The sequence below is a fragment of the Mesorhizobium dulcispinae genome (assembly GCF_033977345.1).
In the GTDB taxonomy this organism is placed as follows: Bacteria; Pseudomonadota; Alphaproteobacteria; order Rhizobiales; family Rhizobiaceae; genus Mesorhizobium; species Mesorhizobium dulcispinae.
Map to the genome: position 1 here is coordinate 268,685 of NZ_JAVIIY010000007.1, position 20,517 is coordinate 289,201.

Genomic DNA, 20,517 nt, shown 5'->3' on the forward strand with positions numbered 1-20,517 from the left:
TCAGGCAGCGCCTATGCGCAGCAGGTCGTGGAAGTGAACCACGCCTACAGGCATCTTGTTCTCGGTCACGACCAGCGCCCCGATATTGTGCTCGTTGAGAAGGGCGATGGCGGTGCCGGCCAGGGTCTGCGGGTCGACCGTCTTTGGCGTTCTCGTCATGATATCTTCCACGGCTATGTTGGCGAGGTTACGATGCAGATTGCGCGCGACATCGCCGTCCGTGATGATCCCCACCAGTTCGCCTTTCGTATCGACGATGCAGACGCAGCCAACCTTCTTGTTGGATAGCGTCATGACCGCTTCCGGCATCTTCGTTCCGACAAGCGCGGTTGGGATCTGATCGCCCACCCGCATGATCTCGGAGACCTGCATCAGGTTGGCGCCCAGCTGGCCGCCGGGATGGAAGGTGCGGAAGTGGTCCGGCGTGAAACCGCGCGCCTCGAGCAGCGCGATCGCCAGCGCATCGCCCATGACCAGTTGCAGCAGCGCCGATGTCGTCGGCGCCAGCCCGTGCGGGCAGGCCTCCGGCACGACCGGCAGGAGCAGCACGACATCGGCGGCGCGCGCCAGCGCCGAGTTCTCACCAGAGGTGATGGCGATCAGCGGGATCGAAAAGCGTCTGGAATAGGCGACAATGCCCATCAGTTCCTTGCTCTCGCCCGACCAGGACATGGCGATGATCGCATCGTCCTTGGCGATCATGCCGAGATCGCCGTGATTGGCCTCGGCGGGATGGACGAAGAAGGCGGGCGTGCCGGTCGAGGCGAGCGTCGCCGCGATCTTGGAGCCGATATGGCCGCTCTTGCCGACACCGGTGACGATGACACGCCCCTCGATGCGCGAAATGAGATCGATGGCGGCCGCGAACGGCTCGGCCAAGCCATCGTCGAGCGCCGTGGCAAGCGCCGCGACACCGGCCTGCTCCGTCGCCACAGTTCTCAGTGCCGATTCGATCGCAGCCTGCCTGTCCGGCCGCTTTCTTTCTGGGGACCCCGCGTGCATGGCAGATGCCATTAGCGCCATGTCGCCCGCCTGTCCAACGGAATTCCCGTGTCGCGTGCGTCGGAGGTAGTGCAACCGGCCCGTTTCAACCCTCCGTTAACCATCCGCATTTACGGTCCGGTAAGTATGGCGCGCCTGCGCCGCGCGAGCAGTGGTGACAATGTCCGGGGGCGAGCCAGATACGAAAACGGGTCGGAAGGGCATTGCCGTTGCAGCGCTTCTGCTGACGGCAAGCATTCTTGCCTTGCTGCGCCCGGCGCCGGTGTTCGCGCAGGAAACCGAGCTGCGCGGCGAAGTCTCCGAATCGGCGATCCTGGCCGACCAGCAGCGCAAGGCGCGGCAGTTGCGGGCGCAAGGATCGCTGGATCAAGCGGCGCCGGCCCAGGCGGCTGCGGACCAGACGCCCGCAAATCCCTACCAGCCGGAAAGCTCTGGGGCTGTTCCGGACGACGACCAGACAGCGGCGGGCAGCATCTTCGACCAGCCGCAAGCAACGGACGATCCTTTCGCCGACAATCGGACCGTGGCCAAGCCACGTCGACCGTCGACCGCCAGACAGCGCGCAACTGACGCCAACGCCAAAAGCGACGCCAAGGCGGCCGACAAGAAAAAGGCCAAGAAGAAGCCTGGCCAGACCACCGACAGCACAACCAAGACCGCAGCCACCGGCGATCAGGCCGACACGGCGGCGGCCGACGAAGACGGCGCCAACCGCCGCGCCGTCACCATCGACAGCGTCGACCGGCAGAAGCTCGATCCCGGTGCTGAACGCACTGGCTCCATCGAAGGCCAGAAAATCAAGCCCGAAGACGATCCCTTTGCCGCTCCCGGCATCAAGGTCGGCACTTTCGTCTTCCGGCCGACGCTGGAGCAAGGCTTTACCGCGACGTCCAACGCCGATAACAGCAGCGGCGGCAGGTCGGCGGTCCTGTCCGAAACGGCGCTGCGTTTTTCCGCCACCTCCGACTGGCGCGAGAATTCAGCCGTCATCGACGGCTACGGCATCTTCCGCAACACGCTCACGGGCCAGAAGATCAACGATGCGCAGGGGCGGATCGAGGGCCAGCTCAATGTCGACCTCGACAATGAGCTGCGCGCCATCGCCAAGCTCGGCTATGAGGCCGTGCCCGAATCGGCCTCCTCGCCCGATGCGATTGCCGGCGTCACCTCGCAGCCGCTGCGGCAGACCGTCAACGGCAGCCTCGGCGTCGAGAAGGATGTCGGCAAGATGCGCTACGCGCTGACCGGCGCTGTCACGCATGATTTCTACGGCGACGCCAACCTCTCGAACGGCACCGTCTTGTCGCAGAAGCATCGCGACTCCACGCTCTACTCGGCGACCTTGCGTACCGGCTATCAGGTCTCACCGGCCATCACTCCCTTCGTCGAGGCGGAAGCCGGCCGGCGGGTCTATGATCTGCGCCTCGACAGCAACGGTTTCGAGCGCTCCTCGACGCGGCTCGGCGCCCGCGCCGGCCTCGAGCTCGACATGCGCGAGAAGCTGTCCGGCGAGTTCTCGGTCGGATGGCTGCGCGAAGCGATCGATGACGACCGCCTGCCGGCCAATGCTGGCCCCTATGTCAACGCCGATCTCAAATGGTCGCCCGAGCGCGGCACGATCATCGGGCTCACCGGCAGGACCACGATCGAGAGCACGACCACGGCCAACGAGAGCGGCGACCTCCTGTACTCGGGCCGGCTCACCGGCGAGCGCCAGGTCCGCGCCAACCTGACGGCCAACTCGACGCTTGGCCTCGACTGGCGCGACTATACCGGCTCCAACGGCCACGATCTCATCCTGAGCGCCGAGGCCGGGCTGACCTGGTGGCTGAACCGCTACGCTGGCCTCACCACGCGGGTGAAGACGGAGAAGCTCACCAGCAGCCTGCCCGGCCGCGACTATGTCGCCAACAGCGTCTATCTCGGGCTGAAGGTGCAACGCTGACGCTTCGCAATCCTCGGGATTGGCGGCAGCGAAGCGGTGTCGCAGAGAGCCCAGAATGACGAAGCACGGTAGGTCCTTAGCCAGCAGCTACGATACCGCGCCGCGCCGCTCCCCCGGCCGCACTTCATCCAGCAGGGTGCGGATGACGCCGGCCATGCTCTCGTTCATGTCGTTGCGCCACAGCGCGAAAGCGACATTGGCCTCGACGAAGCCTTCCGGCGAGCCGCAGTCGAAGGTGCGTCCCGTGTAGTGATAGCCGTAGAAGGGCTGCTGTTTTTCCAGCTTCAGCATCGCATCGGTCAGCTGGATCTCGTTGCCGGCGCCGCGCTCCTGGCTTTCGAGGATGCTGAAAATCTCGGGCTGCAGGATATAGCGCCCGTTGATGAACAGATTGGAGGGCGCCGTGCCCGGCTTCGGCTTCTCCACCATGCCGGTGATGCGGAAGCCGTGATGGGTGTCCTCGCCACGGCCGACGATGCCGTATTTGTGCGCCTCGGCCGGATCGCATTCCTGCACGGCGATGATGTTGTTGCCGGTCTCTGCGTAAAGCTCGACCATGTCCTTCATGCAGCTTTTCTCCGACTGCATGATCATGTCGGGCAAAAGCAGCGCGAACGGCTCGTCGCCGACCAGCTCGCGCGCGCACCACACGGCGTGGCCAAGTCCCATCGGCACCTGCTGGCGCGTGAAGCTGGTCTGTCCCGGCGCCGGCTGCAGCCGCTGCAGGCGGGCGAGCTGGTCGTCCTTGCCGCGCTGGGCGAGCGTGTCGTAGAGCTCGAACTGGACGTCGAAGTGGTCCTCGATGACCGCCTTGTTGCGCCCGGTCACGAAGATGAAATGCTCAATGCCGGCGTCGCGCGCCTCGTCGACCACATATTGGATGACCGGCCGGTCGACGACCGTCAGCATCTCCTTCGGAATGGCCTTGGTGGCCGGAAGAAACCGCGTGCCGAGACCGGCGACCGGGAAAACTGCCTTGCGAACTCGCTTCATGCTCCGCCCCATCGTTTTGAGCCCATTATCCGCCCGGCGATCAGCTCCGCAATCCCCCCGAACATTTTAACGCCGGAATGTTGCACTACCCGAACGGCTGAGTTGAACGTGCAGGGCTAAAAGCCGCGGCCTCTCTTTTCGTTCCCGGCGGCACCTATGGTAAACTAAATACTAACCCGGTTCGGCGTTGAATGATCCTTCCTGATTTGACGAAGGAGGAAAAGATGTCCGTTCGCAACACCGCAAGGCGCCTGACGGCACTGGTGACGGCCGCAGGCCTCACGCTTGCCTTGCTGATGCCCGCCGGACCCGCTTTCGCCGATGCGGGGTTCCGCCAGTGGGTCGCAGGCTTCCGTGCCACTGCGGTTTCGGGCGGCGTTTCCGGCGCTGTCTACGACCAGGCCATGAGGGGCATCGAGCCCGACCCGGTCGTGCTGGAAAAAGCCCGCACCCAGCCGGAATTCACCGCTCCCGCCTGGGATTACTTCGACAACCGCGTGCATGACCAGTCGGTGGCCAACGGTCAGGCGATGGCGCGAAAATGGAAGCCGTGGCTGGACCGCATCGAGGCGCGGTTCGGCGTCGACCGCAACATCCTTCTTGCCATCTGGTCGATGGAATCGAACTATGGCGAGACCCTCAAGCGCGACGACATCATGCGCAACGTCATCCGCTCGCTGGCGACCCTTGCCTATGGCGACCCGCAGCGGTCGAAATATGCCCGCACCCAGTTGATAGCCGCGTTGAAGATCCTGCAGACAGGCGACATCGACGAAAGCCATCTCATGGGTTCCTGGGCCGGCGCGATGGGCCAGACGCAGTTCATCCCGACCAGCTACCAGCGCTATGCAGTCGACATGGACGGCAATGGCCGGCGCGACATCTGGAACTCGATCCCCGATGCGCTGGCGACCTCCGCCAACCTTTTGAAGAAGAACGGCTGGCAGGCCGGCAAAACCTGGGGCTACGAAGTGACCTTGCCGGCGGGCAAGCTGCCCTCCGGATCGAAGACGCTGGCACAATGGCAGGCGCTCGGCGTCGCCAGGGCCAACGGCAAGCCGTTCAGGAACCTGACCGACAAGGCGACGCTGAAGGTGCCGGACGGCAGGGGCGGCCCAGCCTTCCTGATGATCAGGAATTTCTCGGTCATCAAGGCCTACAACAATGCCGACAAATATGCTTTGGCCGTCGGCCTGCTCGCCGACGAGATCGCCGGCGGCACCGGCCTTGTGCAGGACTGGCAGCGGCCTTTCACCAAGCTCAGCTTCGAGGAACGCCAGGAACTGCAGAAGCGGCTTTCCGAGCACGGCTATTATGACGGCAAGTTCGACGGCAAGATTGGCGAAGGGTCGAAGGCCGCCATCATGGCTTACCAGGCGAAGGTCGGCTTGACCCAGGATGGCTATCCGAGCCTGGAAGTGCTGAAATGGCTCCGGAAGCAATAGAGCCGTCCATGGCGTGAAGCATCCTTTCAAAGACGGAAAGGATGCTGTAGCGCTTCGGCCTGCACATGACTGCTCCGCTTTTTCAATGGTCATGCGCCAAGGGATGGAGACTTGATTGGTTACGGTTGCGCGTATCCTGCTGATCGTTCGCCGCCTGCCGATCCTCGTTCTGGCCATCGCTGTGCTTGCCGTCGCCGGCTCCAGCGCCTTCCATTCACCGGCTTTCGCGCAGGAAGAGGAAAGCCGCGGCTGGTCGCTGCGCGATCTCCTGTTCCCGCGCCGCAGCGAGCGCATCGAGCCGCCGGTCGAAATCCAGAAGGCAAGGCCGAAGCCAAAGAAGAAATCCAAACCGCGCCCGCCGGCCGAACCGGAGACGCCGATCGTCGAGAAGACGCCGGATGCCCGCGTCGTGCTGGTGGTCGGCGATTTCCTAGCGGGCGGGCTGGCCGAGGGCCTCGACACCGCCTTTGCTGACAATGCCGCAGTCAGGATCGTTTCACGCAGCAACGGCTCGTCCGGCTTCGTGCGCGACGATTTCTACAACTGGCCGGTCGAGATCAAGTCGCTGATCGAGACGGAGAAACCGTCGGTCGTGGTGATCATGCTTGGTTCCAACGACCGCCAGCAGATGCGCGTCGGCGACGTGCGCGAACAGCCGCGCTCCGAGAACTGGACCAAGGAATACGAGCGCCGCACCGATGCGCTCGGCAAGGCCCTTCAAGATGCAAAGGTGCCGTTCCTGTGGGTTGGCATGCCGGCGTTCGGGGCGGCGAAGATGACCTCGGACATGCTGGCCTTCAACGACATCTATCATTCGGCCGCACAGGCGCATGGCGGCGAGTTCGTCGATGTCTGGGACGGCTTCGTCGACGAGAACGGCGCCTTTGTCGCCTCCGGTCCCGACATCAACGGCCAGCCGGTGCGCTTGCGCTCCGACGACGGCATCAATGTCACCAAGGCCGGCAAGCGCAAGCTTGCCTTCTATACCGAAAAGCCGCTGGCCAAGATCCTTGGGCTGGCGGCACCGGGAAGCGTCACCACGGTCTCCGCGCCGGCAGGCGCTCCGGTCGAGGCACCGAAGCCAGCCGCGGCCCCCGTCATCGTCGACCGCACCGTGCCGATGCTGCTCAGCGACCCCGCGCTCGACGGCGGCACCGAACTGCTGGGCGCCGCGCCGCCCGCCAAGGCCGATCCGAACCTGCCCGGCGAAAAGCTCACCGTCGAAGGCAAGGCACCGGCCGCCTCGCCCGGCCGCGCCGACGATTTTTCCTGGCCGCCGAAGATGCCCACTGCATCGTCGGACACGACCACAGCGATAAGCCGGTAGTTCTTGACCGGCCCATCGGCGTCGAGAGAGCGTTTCTGGAAATTCGCTCCAGCAGCCGGCCGCAGGAGCAGAATTCAAAGACGGGTCAGCGCGGCAGTACGCTTGACCCCATCAGCGCCTCGTCGATCGCACGCGCCGCCTGGCGGCCCTCGCGGATCGCCCACACCACCAGCGACTGGCCGCGGCGCACGTCGCCGGCTGCATAGAGCTTGTCGACGCTGGTCCTGTAATCGCGGTCGTTGGCCTCGACGTTTCGCGAGCGGCGGCTGTCGGTGACCACCTTTATCTCGCCGTCGAGCTCCTTCATCACGCTGTCGCTCGCCGGACCGGCAAAGCCGATTGCGATGAAGGCGAGATCGGCACGGATGACGAATTCGGTGCCGGCGATCGGCTTGCGCTTCTCGTCGACCTCGCAGCAGCGGACGCCGGTCAGCTGGCCGTCTTCGCCGATGAATTCGAGCGTCGCCACCTGGAATTCGCGCTCCGCGCCCTCGGCCTGCGAGGAGGACGTGCGCATCTTCGTCGCCCAGTAGGGCCAGACCGCGAGCTTGTCTTCCTTCTCCGGCGGCTGCGGGCGGATGTCGAGCTGGGTGACGCGCACCGCGCCCTGCCGGAAGGCGGTGCCGATGCAGTCGGACGCGGTGTCGCCGCCGCCGACCACCACAACGTGCTGGCCCCCGGCGATGATCGGATGCGAGGGCCAGGCTATCGACTGGATCGGCTCGCCGCCGACGCGGCGGTTCTGCTGCACCAGATAGGGCATCGCATCGTAGACGCCGCTGAGATCGTCGCCCGGGATGTTGGCGGGCCGCGGCGTTTCCGAGCCGCCGCAATAGAGCACGGCGTCGTACTCGGCGAGGAGCTCGGCAACCGACTTGTCGACGCCGACATTGACGCCGCAATGGAAGGTCACACCCTCGCCCTGCATCTGCTCGATGCGGCGGTCGATGTAATGCTTCTCGATCTTGAAGTCTGGAATGCCGTAGCGCATCAGCCCGCCCGGCCGGCTCTCGCGCTCATAGACATGCACGTCGTGGCCGGCGCGGCCGAGCTGCTGCGCTGCTGACATACCGGCCGGCCCGGAGCCGATGACGGCGACACGCTTGCCCGTCTTCTTCTCCGGCGGATAGGGCCGGATGTGGCCGGTCTCATAAGCCTTGTCGGCGATCGCCTGCTCGACCGTCTTGATGGCGACCGGAATGTCCTCGAGGTTCAGCGTGCAGGCTTCCTCGCAAGGCGCCGGGCAGATGCGGCCGGTGAACTCCGGGAAATTGTTGGTCGAGTGCAGGTTGCGGATCGCGCTGTCCCAGTCGCCGTTATAGACGAGGTCGTTCCAGTCCGGGATCTGGTTGTGGATCGGGCAACCGGTCGGCCCATGGCAGAACGGGATACCGCAATCCATGCAGCGCGCGGCCTGTTTCTCGACCTCCTTGTCCGACATCGGCAGCGTGAATTCGCGGAAATGCCGGATACGGTCCGAGGCAGGCTGGTACTTGTGCACCTGCCGGTCGATTTCGAGAAACCCTGTTACCTTGCCCATAGTCCAGTCCCTGCTGTCCGAAGGCACGCTCGAAAGCCTAGCTTGTCGGCGCACCCGTTAACCTCATAAGGCCGCCATGGCAACCTTGGTTCCGAGGTCAGGATTGTTGGTGAGGATGCCGGCCGGGGCATTGTCTCCCCGGCCATGCCCGAAGCCTATTCCGCCGCCACGCTCATGCGCATGCGTTCCATCTCGATCAGCGCGCGGCGATACTCAACCGGCATGATTTTCCGGAATTTCGGCCGGAAGCTTGCCCAGTTGTCGAGGATCTCGCGGCCGCGCACCGAGCCCGTGTAATGGACGTGGTTCGAGATCAGCTGATAGAGCCGCTCCTCGTCGTGGCTGGTCATGTCGCCGGAGACGTCGACGCGCCCCTTGTGGTCGAGGTCGCCGCCGTGATGGAGGAGCTTCTCCATCAGGTCGTCCTCTTCCGGAACCGGCTCCAGCTCGACCATCGCCATGTTGCAGCGCTCGGCGAAATCGCCCTTCTCGTCCAGCACATAGGCGACGCCGCCCGACATGCCGGCGGCGAAGTTGCGCCCCGTTTTGCCGATGACGACGACGATGCCGCCGGTCATGTATTCGCAGCCATGGTCGCCGACGCCCTCGACGACGGTGACGACGCCGGAATTGCGCACCGCGAAGCGCTCGCCGGCGACGCCGGCGAAATAGGCCTCGCCCTCGGTCGCGCCATAGAGCACCGTGTTGCCGACGATGATCGAGTCGGCCGCAACGATTTTGGCCTCTTCCGGCGGCCGAATGACGATGCGGCCGCCCGACAGGCCCTTGCCGACATAGTCGTTGCCGGCGCCGACCAGCTCGAAGGAAACACCGCGTGCGAGAAACGCACCGAACGACTGGCCGGCCGTGCCGGTGAGCTTGACGGCGATCGTGTCGTCGCGCAGGCCCTTGTGCTTGAAGCGCTTGGCCACTTCGCCCGACAGCATCGCGCCGGCCGAGCGGTCGACATTGCGGATCGGCAGCTCGATGGTCACCGGCTGCTTGGCTTCCAGCGCCGGCTTTGCCAGCTCGATCAGCTTGCGGTCGAGCACGTCGTCGATCGGATGCTTCTGCCGCTCGGTCCAGTGCAGCGCCTCATGCGGCGCGTCGGGCTTGAAGAACATCTTCGAGAAGTCGAGCCCGTGCGCCTTCCAATGCTGGATCACGTCGCGCTTCTCCAGAAGGTCGGTGTCGCCGATGATCTGGTCGAGATGGGTGAAGCCCATTTCGGCGAGCAGCGCCCGCACCTCCTCCGCCACGTAGAAGAAGAAGTTGATGACGTGCTCCGGCGTGCCCTTGAAGCGCTTGCGCAGCACCGGGTCCTGCGTCGCCACGCCGACCGGACAGGTGTTCAGGTGGCACTTGCGCATCATGATGCAGCCGGCCGCGATCAGCGGCGCGGTCGAGAATCCGAACTCGTCGGCGCCGAGCAGCGCGCCAATGATGACGTCGCGCCCGGTGCGCAGGCCGCCGTCGACCTGCAGCGCCACACGGGAACGCAGGCCGTTGAGCACCAGCGTCTGGTGCGTTTCGGCAAGACCCATCTCCCACGGGCTGCCGGCATGCTTGAGCGAGGTCAGCGGCGAAGCGCCCGTGCCGCCGTCATAGCCGGAGATGGTGATGTGGTCTGCGCGCGCCTTGGCCACACCCGCCGCGACCGTGCCGACGCCGACTTCCGACACCAGCTTGACCGACACGTCGGCCGCCGGGTTGACGTTCTTCAGGTCGTAGATCAGTTGCGCCAGATCCTCGATCGAATAGATGTCGTGATGCGGCGGCGGCGAGATCAGGCCGACGCCGGGCGTCGAGTGCCTGACCTTGGCGATGGTCGCGTCGACCTTGTGTCCGGGCAGCTGGCCGCCCTCGCCGGGCTTGGCGCCCTGCGCGACTTTGATCTGCATGACATCGGAATTGACCAGGTACTCCGCCGTCACGCCGAACCGCCCGGAGGCGACCTGCTTGATCGACGAGCGTTCCGGGTTCTTGCCGCCACCGGGCAGCGGCAGGTAGCGGTCGGCCTCTTCGCCGCCCTCGCCGGTATTCGACTTGCCGCCGATGGCGTTCATGGCGCGCGCCAGCGTGGTGTGCGCCTCGCGGGAGATCGAGCCGAAGGACATCGCCCCGGTCGAGAAGCGCTTGACGATCTCGGCCGCCGGCATGACGTCGTCGAGCGCGACCGTCTTGCGGCCGGTCTCTTCCGCCAGCTTGATCTTGAACAGGCCGCGTATGGTCTGCGCTCTGGCCGTCGCGCTGTCGATCTGCGCCGAATATTCCTTGAACGTGTCCCAGGAGCCCTGGCGGACGGCATGCTGCAGGCTGGCGACAGCATCCGGCGACCACATATGCGCCTCGCCGCGCATGCGGAACATGTACTCGCCGCCGACCTCGAGAGTGTTGCGCAGCACCGGGTCGTTGCCGAAGGCATCGGTATGGCGGCTGAGCGTCTCGGTCGCGATCTCGTCCAGCCCGACGCCTTCGATCAGCGTCGCGGTACCGGTGAAGTATTTTTGGACGAAATCCGACTTGAGTCCGATGGCGTCGAAAATCTGCGCGCCGCAATAGGACTGGTAGGTCGAGATGCCCATCTTGGACATCACCTTGAGGATGCCCTTGCCGATCGACTTGATGTAGCGGGAGACGACCTCGAATTCGTCGACCTCTTCCGGCAGCTCGCCGCGCCTGTGCATGTCGAGCAGCGTGTCGAAGGCGAGATAGGGGTTGATCGCCTCGGCGCCGTAGCCAGCGAGGCAGCAGAAATGATGCACCTCGCGCGGCTCACCGGATTCCACGACCAGCCCGACCGCGGTGCGCAGGCCCTTGCGGATCAGGTGGTGGTGCACCGCCGCGGTGGCGAGCAGCACGGGAATGGCGATGCGGTCCGGCCCGACCTGGCGGTCGGACAGGATGATGATGTTGTAGCCGCCGGCGACCGCCGCCTCGGCCCGCTCGCAGAGCCGGTCGATGGCGCCCTGCATGCCGGCCGCGCCCTCGTTCGAGCCGTAGGTGATGTCGATCGTCTTGGTGTCGAAACGGTCCTCGGTGTGGCCGATGGAGCGGATCTTCTCCAGATCGCCATTGGTGAGGATCGGCTGGCGCACCTCGAGCCGCTTGCGGCGCGACGTGCCGACCAGGTCGAAGATGTTCGGCCGCGGCCCGATGAAGGACACCAGGCTCATCACCAGCTCCTCGCGGATCGGGTCGATCGGGGGGTTGGTGACCTGGGCGAAGTTCTGCTTGAAATAGGTGTAGAGCAGCTTCGACTTGTCCGACATCGCCGAGATCGGCGTGTCGGTACCCATCGAGCCGACCGCTTCTTGGCCGGTGGTGGCCATCGGCGCCATCAGAAGCTTGGTGTCTTCCTGCGTGTAGCCGAAGGCCTGCTGGCGATCGAGCAGGCTGACATCCTTGCGCAGCGCGCGCGGCTCCACCGGCTTCAGGTCTTCGAGAATGAGCTGCGTGTTGGCGAGCCAGGTCTTGTAGGGATGCTTGCTCGCGATCTCCGACTTGATCTCCTCGTCGGAGATGATGCGGCCCTTGGCGAGATCGATCAAAAGCATGCGGCCGGGCTGCAGCCGCCACTTGTGCACGATCTTCTCCTCCGGCACCGGCAGCACGCCGGCCTCCGAAGCCATGATGACGCGGTCGTCGTCGGTGACGATGTAGCGCGCGGGGCGCAGGCCGTTGCGGTCGAGCGTGGCGCCGATCTGGCGGCCGTCGGTGAAGACCACCGCCGCCGGCCCGTCCCACGGCTCCATCAGCGCGGCATGGTATTCGTAGAAAGCCTTGCGATCGGCGTCCATGAGCTTGTTGCCGGCCCAGGCTTCCGGGATCAGCATCATCATGGCGTGGCTGAGCGTATAGCCGCCCTGGAACAGGAACTCGAGCGCGTTGTCGAAGCATGCCGTGTCGGACTGGCCTTCATAGGAGATCGGCCACAGCTTCGAGATGTTGTTGCCGAAGAGCTCGGAATCGACCGAGGCCTGGCGCGCCGCCATCCAGTTGTTGTTGCCGCGCACCGTGTTGATCTCGCCATTGTGCGCGACCATGCGGTAGGGATGGGCCAGCTTCCACGACGGGAAGGTGTTGGTCGAGAAGCGCTGGTGGACGAGGATCAGCGCCGTCTCGAAGCGCGGATCGGTGAGGTCCTTGTAATAGGCGCCGACCTGGTAGGCCAGGAACATGCCCTTGTAGACGATGGTGCGCGCCGACAGCGACACGCAATAGGCGCCGATGTCCTTGTTGTCGTTCTCGGCGTAGATGCGGCCCGAGATCACCTTGCGCAGCAGATAAAGCCTCGCCTCGTACTCCTCGTCATCGGTGATGTCGGGCGTGCGGCCTATGAACACCTGCCGGTGGAACGGCTCGGATGCGACGATGTCGGGCGCCTTCGACAGCGACGAATTGTCGACCGGCACGTCGCGGAAGCCGATGAGCGGCAGCCCTTCGGACTGTGCCGATTCGGCGATGATGTCCTCGATATGGGCGCGAAGTGCCGCGTCCTGCGGCATGAACCAGTGGCCGACACCGTATTGGCCGGCGGGCGGCAGCTCGACGCCCTTGGCCGCCATCTCCTCGCGGAAGAAAGCGTCCGGAATCTGCACCAGCACGCCGGCGCCGTCGCCGACCAGCGGATCGGCGCCGACGGCGCCGCGATGGGTGAGGTTTTCCAGCATCGCCAGGCCGTCCTCGACGATCTGGTGCGACTTCCCACCCTTCATGTTGGCGATGAAGCCGACGCCGCAGGCATCATGCTCGTTGCGCGGATCGTAGAGGCCCTGCGCGGTCAAACCATTGGCGGTGGTATGAGTTTTGACGGCTGCCGCTTTCGTCTGCGCGGCCTGGCCGTTGATCGCAGATGGCGTCAGTTCCGTCATCGTCCTATCCTCCGTTCCGCACCCTGTCGCTGCTTTGGCTTGGGGCGCTGGTTTGCCTTGGGAAGCACAATGCTTCCCCTTCATCCTTGCTGCACGTCTCGCGAATTCTTGCCGAACCATTCGGCCATACGCCCGGTTCGCACCCGGTATCGTACAGGTCAGAGCGGAGCCGTCTACCCGCCGCTCGCGACAATGGCCGGAATGGCAGCGATGATACGCCAGTCCAGCCTGTTTTGTGCGACAAAATAAGACAGCACTACTGTCCTAAATTTTTTATGACAGAAATCGGGGATCCGCACAAGACCGATTCACAAAAATCTTGGCCGCGCCGCGACACAAAATTTCGTGACAGGATCGAAAAACGTAAGCTTTGGTCGCAGCTATATGCTGCCCCTCTGGCTTCACCGCTTTGCCAAGGATTGGCCCTTGCGCTTCGGACGCCGAAGCAGTCAAGTCGCGCCGCTTTTGCCAACCACGATACGGACCTCTCGATGTTTTTTGCATCCGACAACTGGGCGGGCATCCATCCCGACATTTCGACGAACCTCTCACGTCATGCAGCCGGCATCGCGACCGCCTATGGCGACGGCGACCTGGACCGGGCCGTCTACCGCCGCTTCAGCGAAATCTTCGAGCGCGAGGTTCAGGTGTTCTTCGTCGCCACCGGCACCGCGGCCAACGCGCTATCGATGGCGGCGGTGAATCGTATCGGCGGCATCGCGCTTTGCCATTCCGAAGCGCATATGAATGTCGATGAGTTCGGCGCGATGGGTTTCTATACCGGCGGCGCGCGCGTGGCGCCTGTTCCAGGTCCCCTGGGCCGCATCAACCCGCAGGCTCTGGACAAGGCCATCAAACGCTATTCGCAGGACCTCGCTCCGGGTGGCCAGCCAATGGCGGTGACGATCACTCAGGCGACCGAGGTCGGCACCGTCTACACAGTCGACGACATCAAGGCGATCGCCGAGGTCAGCCGCAGGCATAAACTGCCGCTGCATATGGACGGCGCGCGCTTTGCCAATGCGATTGCCGCGACCGACGTCACGCCGGCGGAAATGACCTGGAAGAGCGGCGTCGACCTCATTTCCTTCGGTGGCACCAAGAACGGTTGCTGGATGGCCGACGCAGTGGTGATCTTCAATCCGGATGTTGGCCGCGATCTGCGCCTGCTTCGCCAGCGCGCCGGACAGACATTTTCCAAGGCGCGCTTCATCTCCGCCCAATTCGAAGCCTACTTCACCGACGACCTGTGGCTGAGGATGGCGCGGCATGCCAATGCGATGGCGGCATATCTCGCCGAGACGATCGAGGACGCGCCGGCAGGCAAGCTCGCCTGGCTGCCGCAGGCCAACGAAGTGTTCGCCATCCTCGACCGCGCGGTTGCCGAAAAGCTGCAGGCCGCCGGCGTCAAATTCTATGAATGGGGCGTGCCGCAGGGTTTTGACGGCCATCTCGGCGACAGCGAAGCGATCTACCGCTTCGTCGCCAGCTTCGCGACCACGACGGCAGAGATCGATCGTCTCGGTCACTTGTTGGCCGAATAGGCGACAAAAAAGCGGCGCCTTTCGGCGCCGCTCTCGTCTCGGGAGGGAGACGTATTTCCAGATGGAGCTCGCGGGTTACGCGGCAGCCTTGGCCTCGATCTGCTTGGCCTTGTCTGAAGACGAGGTGATCGCGATCTTGCGCGGCTTGAGCTCCTCGGGGATGTTGCGCTTGAGGTCGACGAAGAGCAGGCCGTTCTTCAGCGTGGCGCCCTCGACCTCGACGTGGTCGGCGAGCTGGAAGCGGCGCTCGAAGGCGCGCGCGGCGATGCCGCGATAAAGCAGCTCGGAACCCTCGCCGTTACCCTCTTCCTTGCGCTCGCCCTTGACGGTCAGCACATTGCGGTGCGCCTCGATCGAGATCTCGTCTTCCGAGAAGCCGGCAACCGCCATCGAGATGCGATAGGCGTTCTCGCCGGTGCGCTCGATGTTATAGGGCGGATAGGTCTGCGCGCTCTCGGGCTGGCCGAGCGTGTCGAGCATGGTGAACAGCCGGTCGAAGCCGACGGTCGAACGATAAAGCGGGGAAAAATCAACGTGACGCATGATGTGTTCTCCTTGTGAGCAACATGGTTTGCGTTTGACCCGGTGCGAAACCCTCGAAAGGCGTTCCGGTTAGGCCAGCGATCCCGAGATCGGCGACCGCAACTTCCATTTGGGAAGCGCAAAAGGCCATTTCAAGAACCCCGCCCCATCAACTTCCCTTCGATCTCCCCGCCCGATGAACGCCAGATGAACCAAGGCTTCGGCATCCATTCAGCCTGGCCTCGCTAAGTTGCAGTCAACATACGGACATGCGGCGCCTCCATCTCTGCGCCGCGACGAGGCCGAACCGGGTGCAACGTCCCTTCCTCCCGGATCGACAGAGACCGGAAGCGCCGCAGGCGCTTCCGGTCTTCCCCGCTTCATGAAAGCACGCAAATCCCCGCAACGCCTTTGCTTTTGGGCCATGGCCGTCTATCACCATGGCAACGCCTGGCCCGTTCGGGCAAAGAACAAGCAACGAAGCGCCGAATGACGGATCTTTTCTATCTGACTGAAGGCAATCCGCCGCCGGAGAACGCTGCCGGCGGCTTCTTCACCACCCGCGATGGCAGGAAGATCCGCTATGGCGTCTTCGCCGCGGTCGCCCGCCCGTTGCAGGGCACGGTGGTGCTGCTTACCGGCCGTAACGAGTGCATCGAAAAATATTTCGAGACGATCCGCGACCTCGCCGACCGCGGCTTCGGCGTCGCCATCCTCGATTGGCGCGGCCAGGGCGATTCCAGCCGCCTGTTGCGCAACCGGCAGCGCGGCTATGTCCGCAGCTTCCGCGACTACACCCGTGATCTCGAGCAGTTCTTCGAGGAGATCGTGCTGCCGGATTGCCGCGGCCCCTATTACATCCTCGCCCATTCGACCGGGGCGGTGATCGCGCTGCTCGCCTCGCCGTCGATGGTCAACCGCGTGCGGCGCATGGTGCTGATCGCGCCCTTCCTGGCCGTGCCTGACTTGCGGGTTTCGATAACCACCATACGGCGCGTCTGCGCGGTATTCTGCGCGTTGGGCCTCGGCCGCCTCTATGCCGCCTTCGGGCCGCGGCCGAAATTGCCGACGCCCTTCGAAATCAACAAGGTGACGTCCGATCCGGAGCGCTACCGGCGCAACACCGACATCTACAGAGCTTGGCCGCAGCTGGGTCTCGGCGGTCCGACCATCCGCTGGCTGAAGGCGGCCGCCGAGGCCGCGGAGGCCGTCAGTGACCCCGATTTCATGGCCAGGATCCGGGTGCCGATGCTGATCGTCGCCGCCGGCGCCGACCAGGTCGTCTCGACCAAGGCGGTAGAAGCCTACGCCAGGCGGCTGCGCGTCGGCTCGCTCCTGATGATCGACGGCGCGCATCACGAGATCCTGCAGGAAAAGGACCTCTACCGCGAGCAGCTTCTCGCGGCCTTCGATGCTTTCATTCCTGGAACAGGCGACGTCCCCTGACCGGCTCGCCAGCACGCCCGTCCTGAGAGCCAGTCCGCAGCGTGGCTTCCCGATCGACGGGCGAACTTCGCCGCCTCGGCGCTTATTCCCATTCGGGCGCCGAGCGCTACGTTGCTGTCCAAGAGGTCATCCGCCAGTCGACAGGGACCGGGAGGAGAGAACATGAACGCATCGAGCCCGCTATCGCGTCAGGGCCATCGCCTGCTGCAGATCGGCGTCGTCCTCCTGCTGTTTTCGTCCTTCGAAGGGTTTGCGATCCCGTACCTCGCCGCGCCGCGGCTCGGACTGTCCACGCACACGCTCAGCGGCCTGCAGGGCGTTCTTCTGCTGGCGCTGGGTCTCATGTGGCCCAGGCTCAATCTCGGCGCCGCGATGTCGCGGGTTGCATTCTGGTTCCTGATCTATTCGGCCTTGGCCATCCTGGCGGCCTATGTGATGGCCAGCATCTGGGGGGCCGGCAACGAGACAATGCCGCTGGCAGCCGGAGCCTTCCATGGGAGTGCCTTCCAGGAAGGCGTGATCAAAGGGATAGGGTATTCGTCCGCGCCGACCGGCCTGATCTCTTTCGCACTCGTTCTGTGGGGTCTGCGTCTCACGGGCACATAGGCATGCCGGTTGCTCATCCGCGCAGCGCCGCCATCGCCGCGGCGTGCAGCTCCGGCGTCGCCGCCGCCAGTATGTCGCCGCCCTCTTCCGCCGGCCCTCCCTCGAATGTGGTGACGACGCCGCCCGCCTTTTCGATGATCGGGATCAGCGCCACGATGTCATAGGGCTTCAGGCCTGGGTCGGCGACGATGTCGACGCTGCCCGCCGCCACCATGGCGAAGGCGTAGCAGTCCGTGCCGTAGCGGGCGAGCTGAACCTGCTTCTCGAACTGGTCGTAACGGTTGCGCGCCTCGCCCTTGAACAGCGCCGGTGTGGTGGTGAACAGCGTCGCCTGCGAAAGCTCCGTCGTCTTGCGCGTCGCGAGCTTGCGCGGGCCGCCCGGGCCTTCGTAATGCGCGCCGGACGCGTTGGCATAGAACAACTCGCCGGTGAAGGGCTGCGACATCAGGCCGGCGACGGCATCGCCGTCGACCGTCAGACCGACCAGCGTTCCCCAGACGGGCAGACCGGAAATGAAGGCGCGTGTGCCGTCGATCGGATCGATGACCCAGACATGCCGGCTCGACAGGTTCTGGCTGCCATGCTCCTCGCCGAGGATGCCGTGATCGGGGTATTCAGCCGCTATCAGCGCCCGGATCGCCCGCTCGGCCTCGCGGTCGGCCTCCGTCACCGGATCGAAGCTTTCCGCCAGTTTGTTGGCGACCGCGCCCTGGCTGCGGAAGCGCGGCAGGGTCTCGGCCGCGGCCGCACGCGCGATGCGCCGCATGAAATCGGTACTGATATCCAACTCGCTCTCCCCATTGCAGCGCCGTCGGCAGCCGCCGTTTTCTGTCCGGAGCAAAAACGCAAAAACCGGTCAGGCGTCGCGCATTTGTTGCCCGAATGTCACACCTCAGCCGTCGAAACGGAATTTGCACATCATATTGAATTAAAAAGCCCGAAGTCGATTGACATTTGTGCATCGCACAATAGTTTTGTTCTCGGACAGCTTATGCTGTCCATGCCCTCCTTGGGCGTTTCCTCCCTAGACTTCGACCGTGTCGTGAAAACGATGCGGTCTTTTTTTCAGCCGCGAACCGTCGGGTCCCGATCATTCCGCGGCGAGCGGCAGATCGACGAAATCATGGCCGGGCATAGACATCAGCTCGGCCGAAAACCGCGTCAGGTCGTCGGCTAAAGCGTCGAAGCCGGCCGATTTCTGGAACGTCCGCTCGTTCATGTAAAGCCCGCGATTGACCTCGATCTGCAGCGCGTGAAGATGACGCGCCGGCCGCCCGTAATGCTCGGTTATGAAGCCCCCGGCATAGGGCCTGTTGTGCGCGACCGCGTAGCCCATGCCCGTCAGCAGGCCGATCGCCGTCTCGGTCAGGGCCGCGCTGGCGGAAATGCCGAAGCGGTCGCCGATGATGAAATCCGGCCGCACCCCATTGTCGCCGACCCGGATGCTGGCCGGCATCGAATGGCAGTCGATCAAAACCGCGTAGCCGAACCTGGCATGGGTCCTGGTCAATAGCCGCTTCAGCGTCTCGTGATAGGGCTTGTAGACGGCCTCTATGCGTCCCACGGCCTCGGCCAGAGGCAGGCGGCCGGGATAGATGTCGAGCCCCTCCCCCACCAGCTTCGGCACCGTGCCCAGTCCGCCAGCGACGCGGGCCGAACGGATGTTGCAAAAGGACGGCACCGGCTCCGCGAACATGCGCGGATCGAGCTCCCATGGCTCGCGGTTGACGTCGAGATAGGCGCGCGGGAAATTCGCCGCCAGCATCGGCGCGCCGAGCGCGATGGCGCCGCCGAACAGCTCATCGACATAGCAATCCTCCGACCGGCGTATGGCGCTGCGGTCGAGCCGCGCCATGGCCAGGAAGCGCTCGGGATAGTGGCGGCCGCTATGCGGCGAATTGAACAAGAAAGGGACGCGTTGCTCGGCGCCCGATCGGATTTCGAAGGGTGGTACGACCGAAAAATCCTCGGCTGCCGTCTTCAATTTGAACGAACCACGATGAAGCACTGCATCATGACGCAAAACTGCCATCTTGCGCCCGGCATGTCCAGCATTTCAGCCTCGCCAAAAGGCAGCCCGAAGTGGTAGGCACCAACCCAACGTTCACTTGATGTTTACCGTCTCTTCCTCATATACAGGATGGTTAACGGGCTTGCCCGGCGACAGTCTTGGGGCGGGTGATTCGGACGGGATATGATGGCACGCATTCTGCTGGCGGAAGACGACGACGATATGCGCCGGTTCCTCGTTAAGGCGCTCGAACGAGCAGGCTACCAGGTAAGCGATTTCGACAACGGCGCCAGCGCCTATGAGCGGCTGCGCGAGGAGCCTTTCTCACTGCTTCTGACCGACATCGTCATGCCGGAGATGGACGGCATCGAGCTCGCCCGCCGCGCCACCGAGATCGATCCGGACCTCAAGGTCATGTTCATCACCGGTTTTGCCGCCGTCGCACTCAACCCGGATTCCAAGGCGCCCAAGGACGCCAAGGTGCTGTCGAAGCCGTTCCATCTGCGCGACCTCGTCAACGAGGTCGAAAAGATGCTGCAGGCGGCCTGAGATATTTTCCGGCAACACATCGGCGGCGCTTCCGCCGGTGCGGCAAAACGGAGCTTCTTTTCACAATTCCTGCTATTGACGCGCCGGACCAAAAATGGTGTATGCGCGGCTTCGGATGGGCGTGTAGCTCAGCGGGAGAGCACTGCATTGACATTGCAGGGGTCACAAGTTCAATCCTTGTCACGCCCACCATCCTCTCAATAACTTAGATACCAGCCGCTGCGGCGCGGACGCAGGCTCCTGTCCTGCAAGGACCTTCTTTCCGGAATCACCTCGGATCATCAACTCGTCGCCGATTGCCGAAAGCAAAGGGCACGTTGATTTGCGCAAGTGGCCAAACGGGCAGATGTAGGCGTTTAGTTTGGATCGCCGGCCCTTGAACCGCCGTGAGATCCGCCACCATAGTTGTCGCCGCCGGAATGGCCTCCACCGGAATTGAGGGCTCGGCCGTGAGGGCGAAAGGGGTTGCCTCCCCCTCCGTTGACCGGAGTTGAGCCGCCAGAATTGCCTGGAAGTGATCCGCCAGATTTCGCGATAGCCTTGGAGTTCAGGCTTGTGCCAAGAAGAAGCGTTATGGCTGGTGGAGTTACCGCTGCGAAACGGCCAGCCTTTTTGAGAAAATCACGGCGTGCCTGAGCCTCTGATACCAAGTTCTCGGGCGCAAAATCTGTACATTTGGTGCTTTCGGTTGCCATGCTAGCCCCACTATTTTC

The 20,517-nt window shown here is 64.1% G+C and carries 15 protein-coding genes and 1 tRNA gene; 8 read left to right on the forward strand and 8 right to left on the reverse strand.

Features of this window, described 5'->3' with window-relative positions; translation table 11 throughout:
* Entirely contained in the window at nt 1-1,002 is a 1,002-nt protein-coding gene (locus RFN30_RS17785) for a KpsF/GutQ family sugar-phosphate isomerase (RefSeq protein WP_320263379.1), read from the reverse strand.
* A 160-nt stretch (nt 1,003-1,162) separates the two neighbouring features.
* Between RFN30_RS17785 and RFN30_RS17790 the strand changes: the two genes are divergently transcribed.
* Nucleotides 1,163-2,947 (forward strand): outer membrane beta-barrel protein, encoded by a 1,785-nt coding sequence (locus tag RFN30_RS17790; RefSeq protein WP_320263380.1) that lies wholly within the window; start codon nt 1,163-1,165, stop codon nt 2,945-2,947.
* A gap of 87 nt (nt 2,948-3,034) precedes the next feature.
* Here the strand turns inward: RFN30_RS17790 and galU are convergent, their stop codons facing one another.
* The gene (gene galU, locus RFN30_RS17795; protein ID WP_320263381.1) at nt 3,035-3,940 is read right to left on the reverse strand and encodes a UTP--glucose-1-phosphate uridylyltransferase GalU; all 906 of its coding nucleotides are present in this window, start codon (nt 3,938-3,940) and stop codon (nt 3,035-3,037) included.
* A gap of 224 nt (nt 3,941-4,164) precedes the next feature.
* On the opposite strand from galU, the gene RFN30_RS17800 reads away from it, so the two are divergent.
* Nucleotides 4,165-5,385, forward strand: coding sequence for a lytic murein transglycosylase (locus RFN30_RS17800; protein ID WP_320263382.1), 1,221 nt, complete (start codon nt 4,165-4,167; stop codon nt 5,383-5,385).
* Between the two features lie 115 nt (nt 5,386-5,500).
* Nucleotides 5,501-6,712, forward strand: a complete 1,212-nt coding sequence (locus tag RFN30_RS17805) for an SGNH/GDSL hydrolase family protein (RefSeq protein ID WP_320263383.1) — start codon at nt 5,501-5,503, stop codon at nt 6,710-6,712.
* 85 nt (nt 6,713-6,797) lie between these two features.
* Here the strand turns inward: RFN30_RS17805 and RFN30_RS17810 are convergent, their stop codons facing one another.
* Together RFN30_RS17810 and gltB are read right to left on the reverse strand one after the other, a co-directional pair.
* Nucleotides 6,798-8,252 carry a glutamate synthase subunit beta gene (locus RFN30_RS17810; RefSeq protein ID WP_320263384.1) on the reverse strand — a complete coding sequence of 485 codons (1,455 nt, stop codon included), beginning with the start codon at nt 8,250-8,252 and terminating at the stop codon, nt 6,798-6,800.
* Between the two features lie 155 nt (nt 8,253-8,407).
* Nucleotides 8,408-13,126 (reverse strand): glutamate synthase large subunit, encoded by a 4,719-nt coding sequence (gene gltB, locus RFN30_RS17815; protein ID WP_320263385.1) that lies wholly within the window; start codon nt 13,124-13,126, stop codon nt 8,408-8,410.
* Between the two features lie 491 nt (nt 13,127-13,617).
* On the opposite strand from gltB, the gene RFN30_RS17820 reads away from it, so the two are divergent.
* The gene (locus RFN30_RS17820; protein ID WP_320263386.1) at nt 13,618-14,670 is read left to right on the forward strand and encodes a threonine aldolase family protein; all 1,053 of its coding nucleotides are present in this window, start codon (nt 13,618-13,620) and stop codon (nt 14,668-14,670) included.
* Between the two features lie 75 nt (nt 14,671-14,745).
* Here RFN30_RS17820 and RFN30_RS17825 read toward each other — a convergent pair whose 3' ends face one another.
* Nucleotides 14,746-15,213 carry an Hsp20 family protein gene (locus RFN30_RS17825; RefSeq protein ID WP_320263387.1) on the reverse strand — a complete coding sequence of 156 codons (468 nt, stop codon included), beginning with the start codon at nt 15,211-15,213 and terminating at the stop codon, nt 14,746-14,748.
* A 468-nt stretch (nt 15,214-15,681) separates the two neighbouring features.
* Here RFN30_RS17825 and RFN30_RS17830 point away from each other — a divergent pair, with 468 nt between their 5' ends.
* Together RFN30_RS17830 and RFN30_RS17835 are read left to right on the forward strand one after the other, a co-directional pair.
* The gene (locus tag RFN30_RS17830) at nt 15,682-16,638 is read left to right on the forward strand and encodes an alpha/beta fold hydrolase (protein ID WP_320263388.1); all 957 of its coding nucleotides are present in this window, start codon (nt 15,682-15,684) and stop codon (nt 16,636-16,638) included.
* A 162-nt stretch (nt 16,639-16,800) separates the two neighbouring features.
* The gene (locus tag RFN30_RS17835; protein ID WP_320263389.1) at nt 16,801-17,244 is read left to right on the forward strand and encodes a styrene oxide isomerase; all 444 of its coding nucleotides are present in this window, start codon (nt 16,801-16,803) and stop codon (nt 17,242-17,244) included.
* Nucleotides 17,245-17,257: 13 nt separating this feature from the next.
* On the opposite strand, the gene hisN is transcribed toward RFN30_RS17835, so the two are convergent.
* Together hisN and RFN30_RS17845 are read right to left on the reverse strand one after the other, a co-directional pair.
* The gene (gene hisN / locus RFN30_RS17840) at nt 17,258-18,031 is read right to left on the reverse strand and encodes a histidinol-phosphatase (protein ID WP_320263390.1); all 774 of its coding nucleotides are present in this window, start codon (nt 18,029-18,031) and stop codon (nt 17,258-17,260) included.
* A gap of 303 nt (nt 18,032-18,334) precedes the next feature.
* Complete coding sequence (locus tag RFN30_RS17845; protein WP_320263391.1) at nt 18,335-19,276, reverse strand: N-formylglutamate amidohydrolase; 942 nt, start codon at nt 19,274-19,276, stop codon at nt 18,335-18,337.
* Nucleotides 19,277-19,441: 165 nt separating this feature from the next.
* Here RFN30_RS17845 and cpdR point away from each other — a divergent pair, with 165 nt between their 5' ends.
* Together cpdR and RFN30_RS17855 are read left to right on the forward strand one after the other, a co-directional pair.
* Nucleotides 19,442-19,804 (forward strand): cell cycle two-component system response regulator CpdR, encoded by a 363-nt coding sequence (cpdR, locus tag RFN30_RS17850; protein ID WP_006199474.1) that lies wholly within the window; start codon nt 19,442-19,444, stop codon nt 19,802-19,804.
* A 117-nt stretch (nt 19,805-19,921) separates the two neighbouring features.
* Nucleotides 19,922-19,996: transfer RNA gene (locus tag RFN30_RS17855), tRNA-Val, on the forward strand.
* Between the two features lie 164 nt (nt 19,997-20,160).
* Here RFN30_RS17855 and RFN30_RS17860 read toward each other — a convergent pair.
* A complete protein-coding gene (locus RFN30_RS17860; RefSeq protein ID WP_320263392.1) occupies nt 20,161-20,499 on the reverse strand; it encodes a hypothetical protein in 339 nt (112 codons plus the stop codon).
* Nucleotides 20,500-20,517: the final 18 nt, after the last annotated feature.

Coding starts and splice junctions, on each gene's coding strand:
- RFN30_RS17785 (WP_320263379.1), bottom strand. CDS start 1,002: ATGCACGCGGGGTCCCCAGAAAGAAAGCGGCCGGACAGGCAGGCTGCG.
- RFN30_RS17790 (WP_320263380.1), top strand. CDS start 1,163: ATGTCCGGGGGCGAGCCAGATACGAAAACGGGTCGGAAGGGCATTGCC.
- galU (WP_320263381.1), bottom strand. CDS start 3,940: ATGAAGCGAGTTCGCAAGGCAGTTTTCCCGGTCGCCGGTCTCGGCACG.
- RFN30_RS17800 (WP_320263382.1), top strand. CDS start 4,165: ATGTCCGTTCGCAACACCGCAAGGCGCCTGACGGCACTGGTGACGGCC.
- RFN30_RS17810 (WP_320263384.1), bottom strand. CDS start 8,252: ATGGGCAAGGTAACAGGGTTTCTCGAAATCGACCGGCAGGTGCACAAG.
- gltB (WP_320263385.1), bottom strand. CDS start 13,126: ATGACGGAACTGACGCCATCTGCGATCAACGGCCAGGCCGCGCAGACG.
- RFN30_RS17820 (WP_320263386.1), top strand. CDS start 13,618: ATGTTTTTTGCATCCGACAACTGGGCGGGCATCCATCCCGACATTTCG.
- RFN30_RS17825 (WP_320263387.1), bottom strand. CDS start 15,213: ATGCGTCACGTTGATTTTTCCCCGCTTTATCGTTCGACCGTCGGCTTC.
- RFN30_RS17830 (WP_320263388.1), top strand. CDS start 15,682: ATGACGGATCTTTTCTATCTGACTGAAGGCAATCCGCCGCCGGAGAAC.
- RFN30_RS17835 (WP_320263389.1), top strand. CDS start 16,801: ATGAACGCATCGAGCCCGCTATCGCGTCAGGGCCATCGCCTGCTGCAG.
- RFN30_RS17845 (WP_320263391.1), bottom strand. CDS start 19,276: ATGGCAGTTTTGCGTCATGATGCAGTGCTTCATCGTGGTTCGTTCAAA.
- cpdR (WP_006199474.1), top strand. CDS start 19,442: ATGGCACGCATTCTGCTGGCGGAAGACGACGACGATATGCGCCGGTTC.
- RFN30_RS17860 (WP_320263392.1), bottom strand. CDS start 20,499: ATGGCAACCGAAAGCACCAAATGTACAGATTTTGCGCCCGAGAACTTG.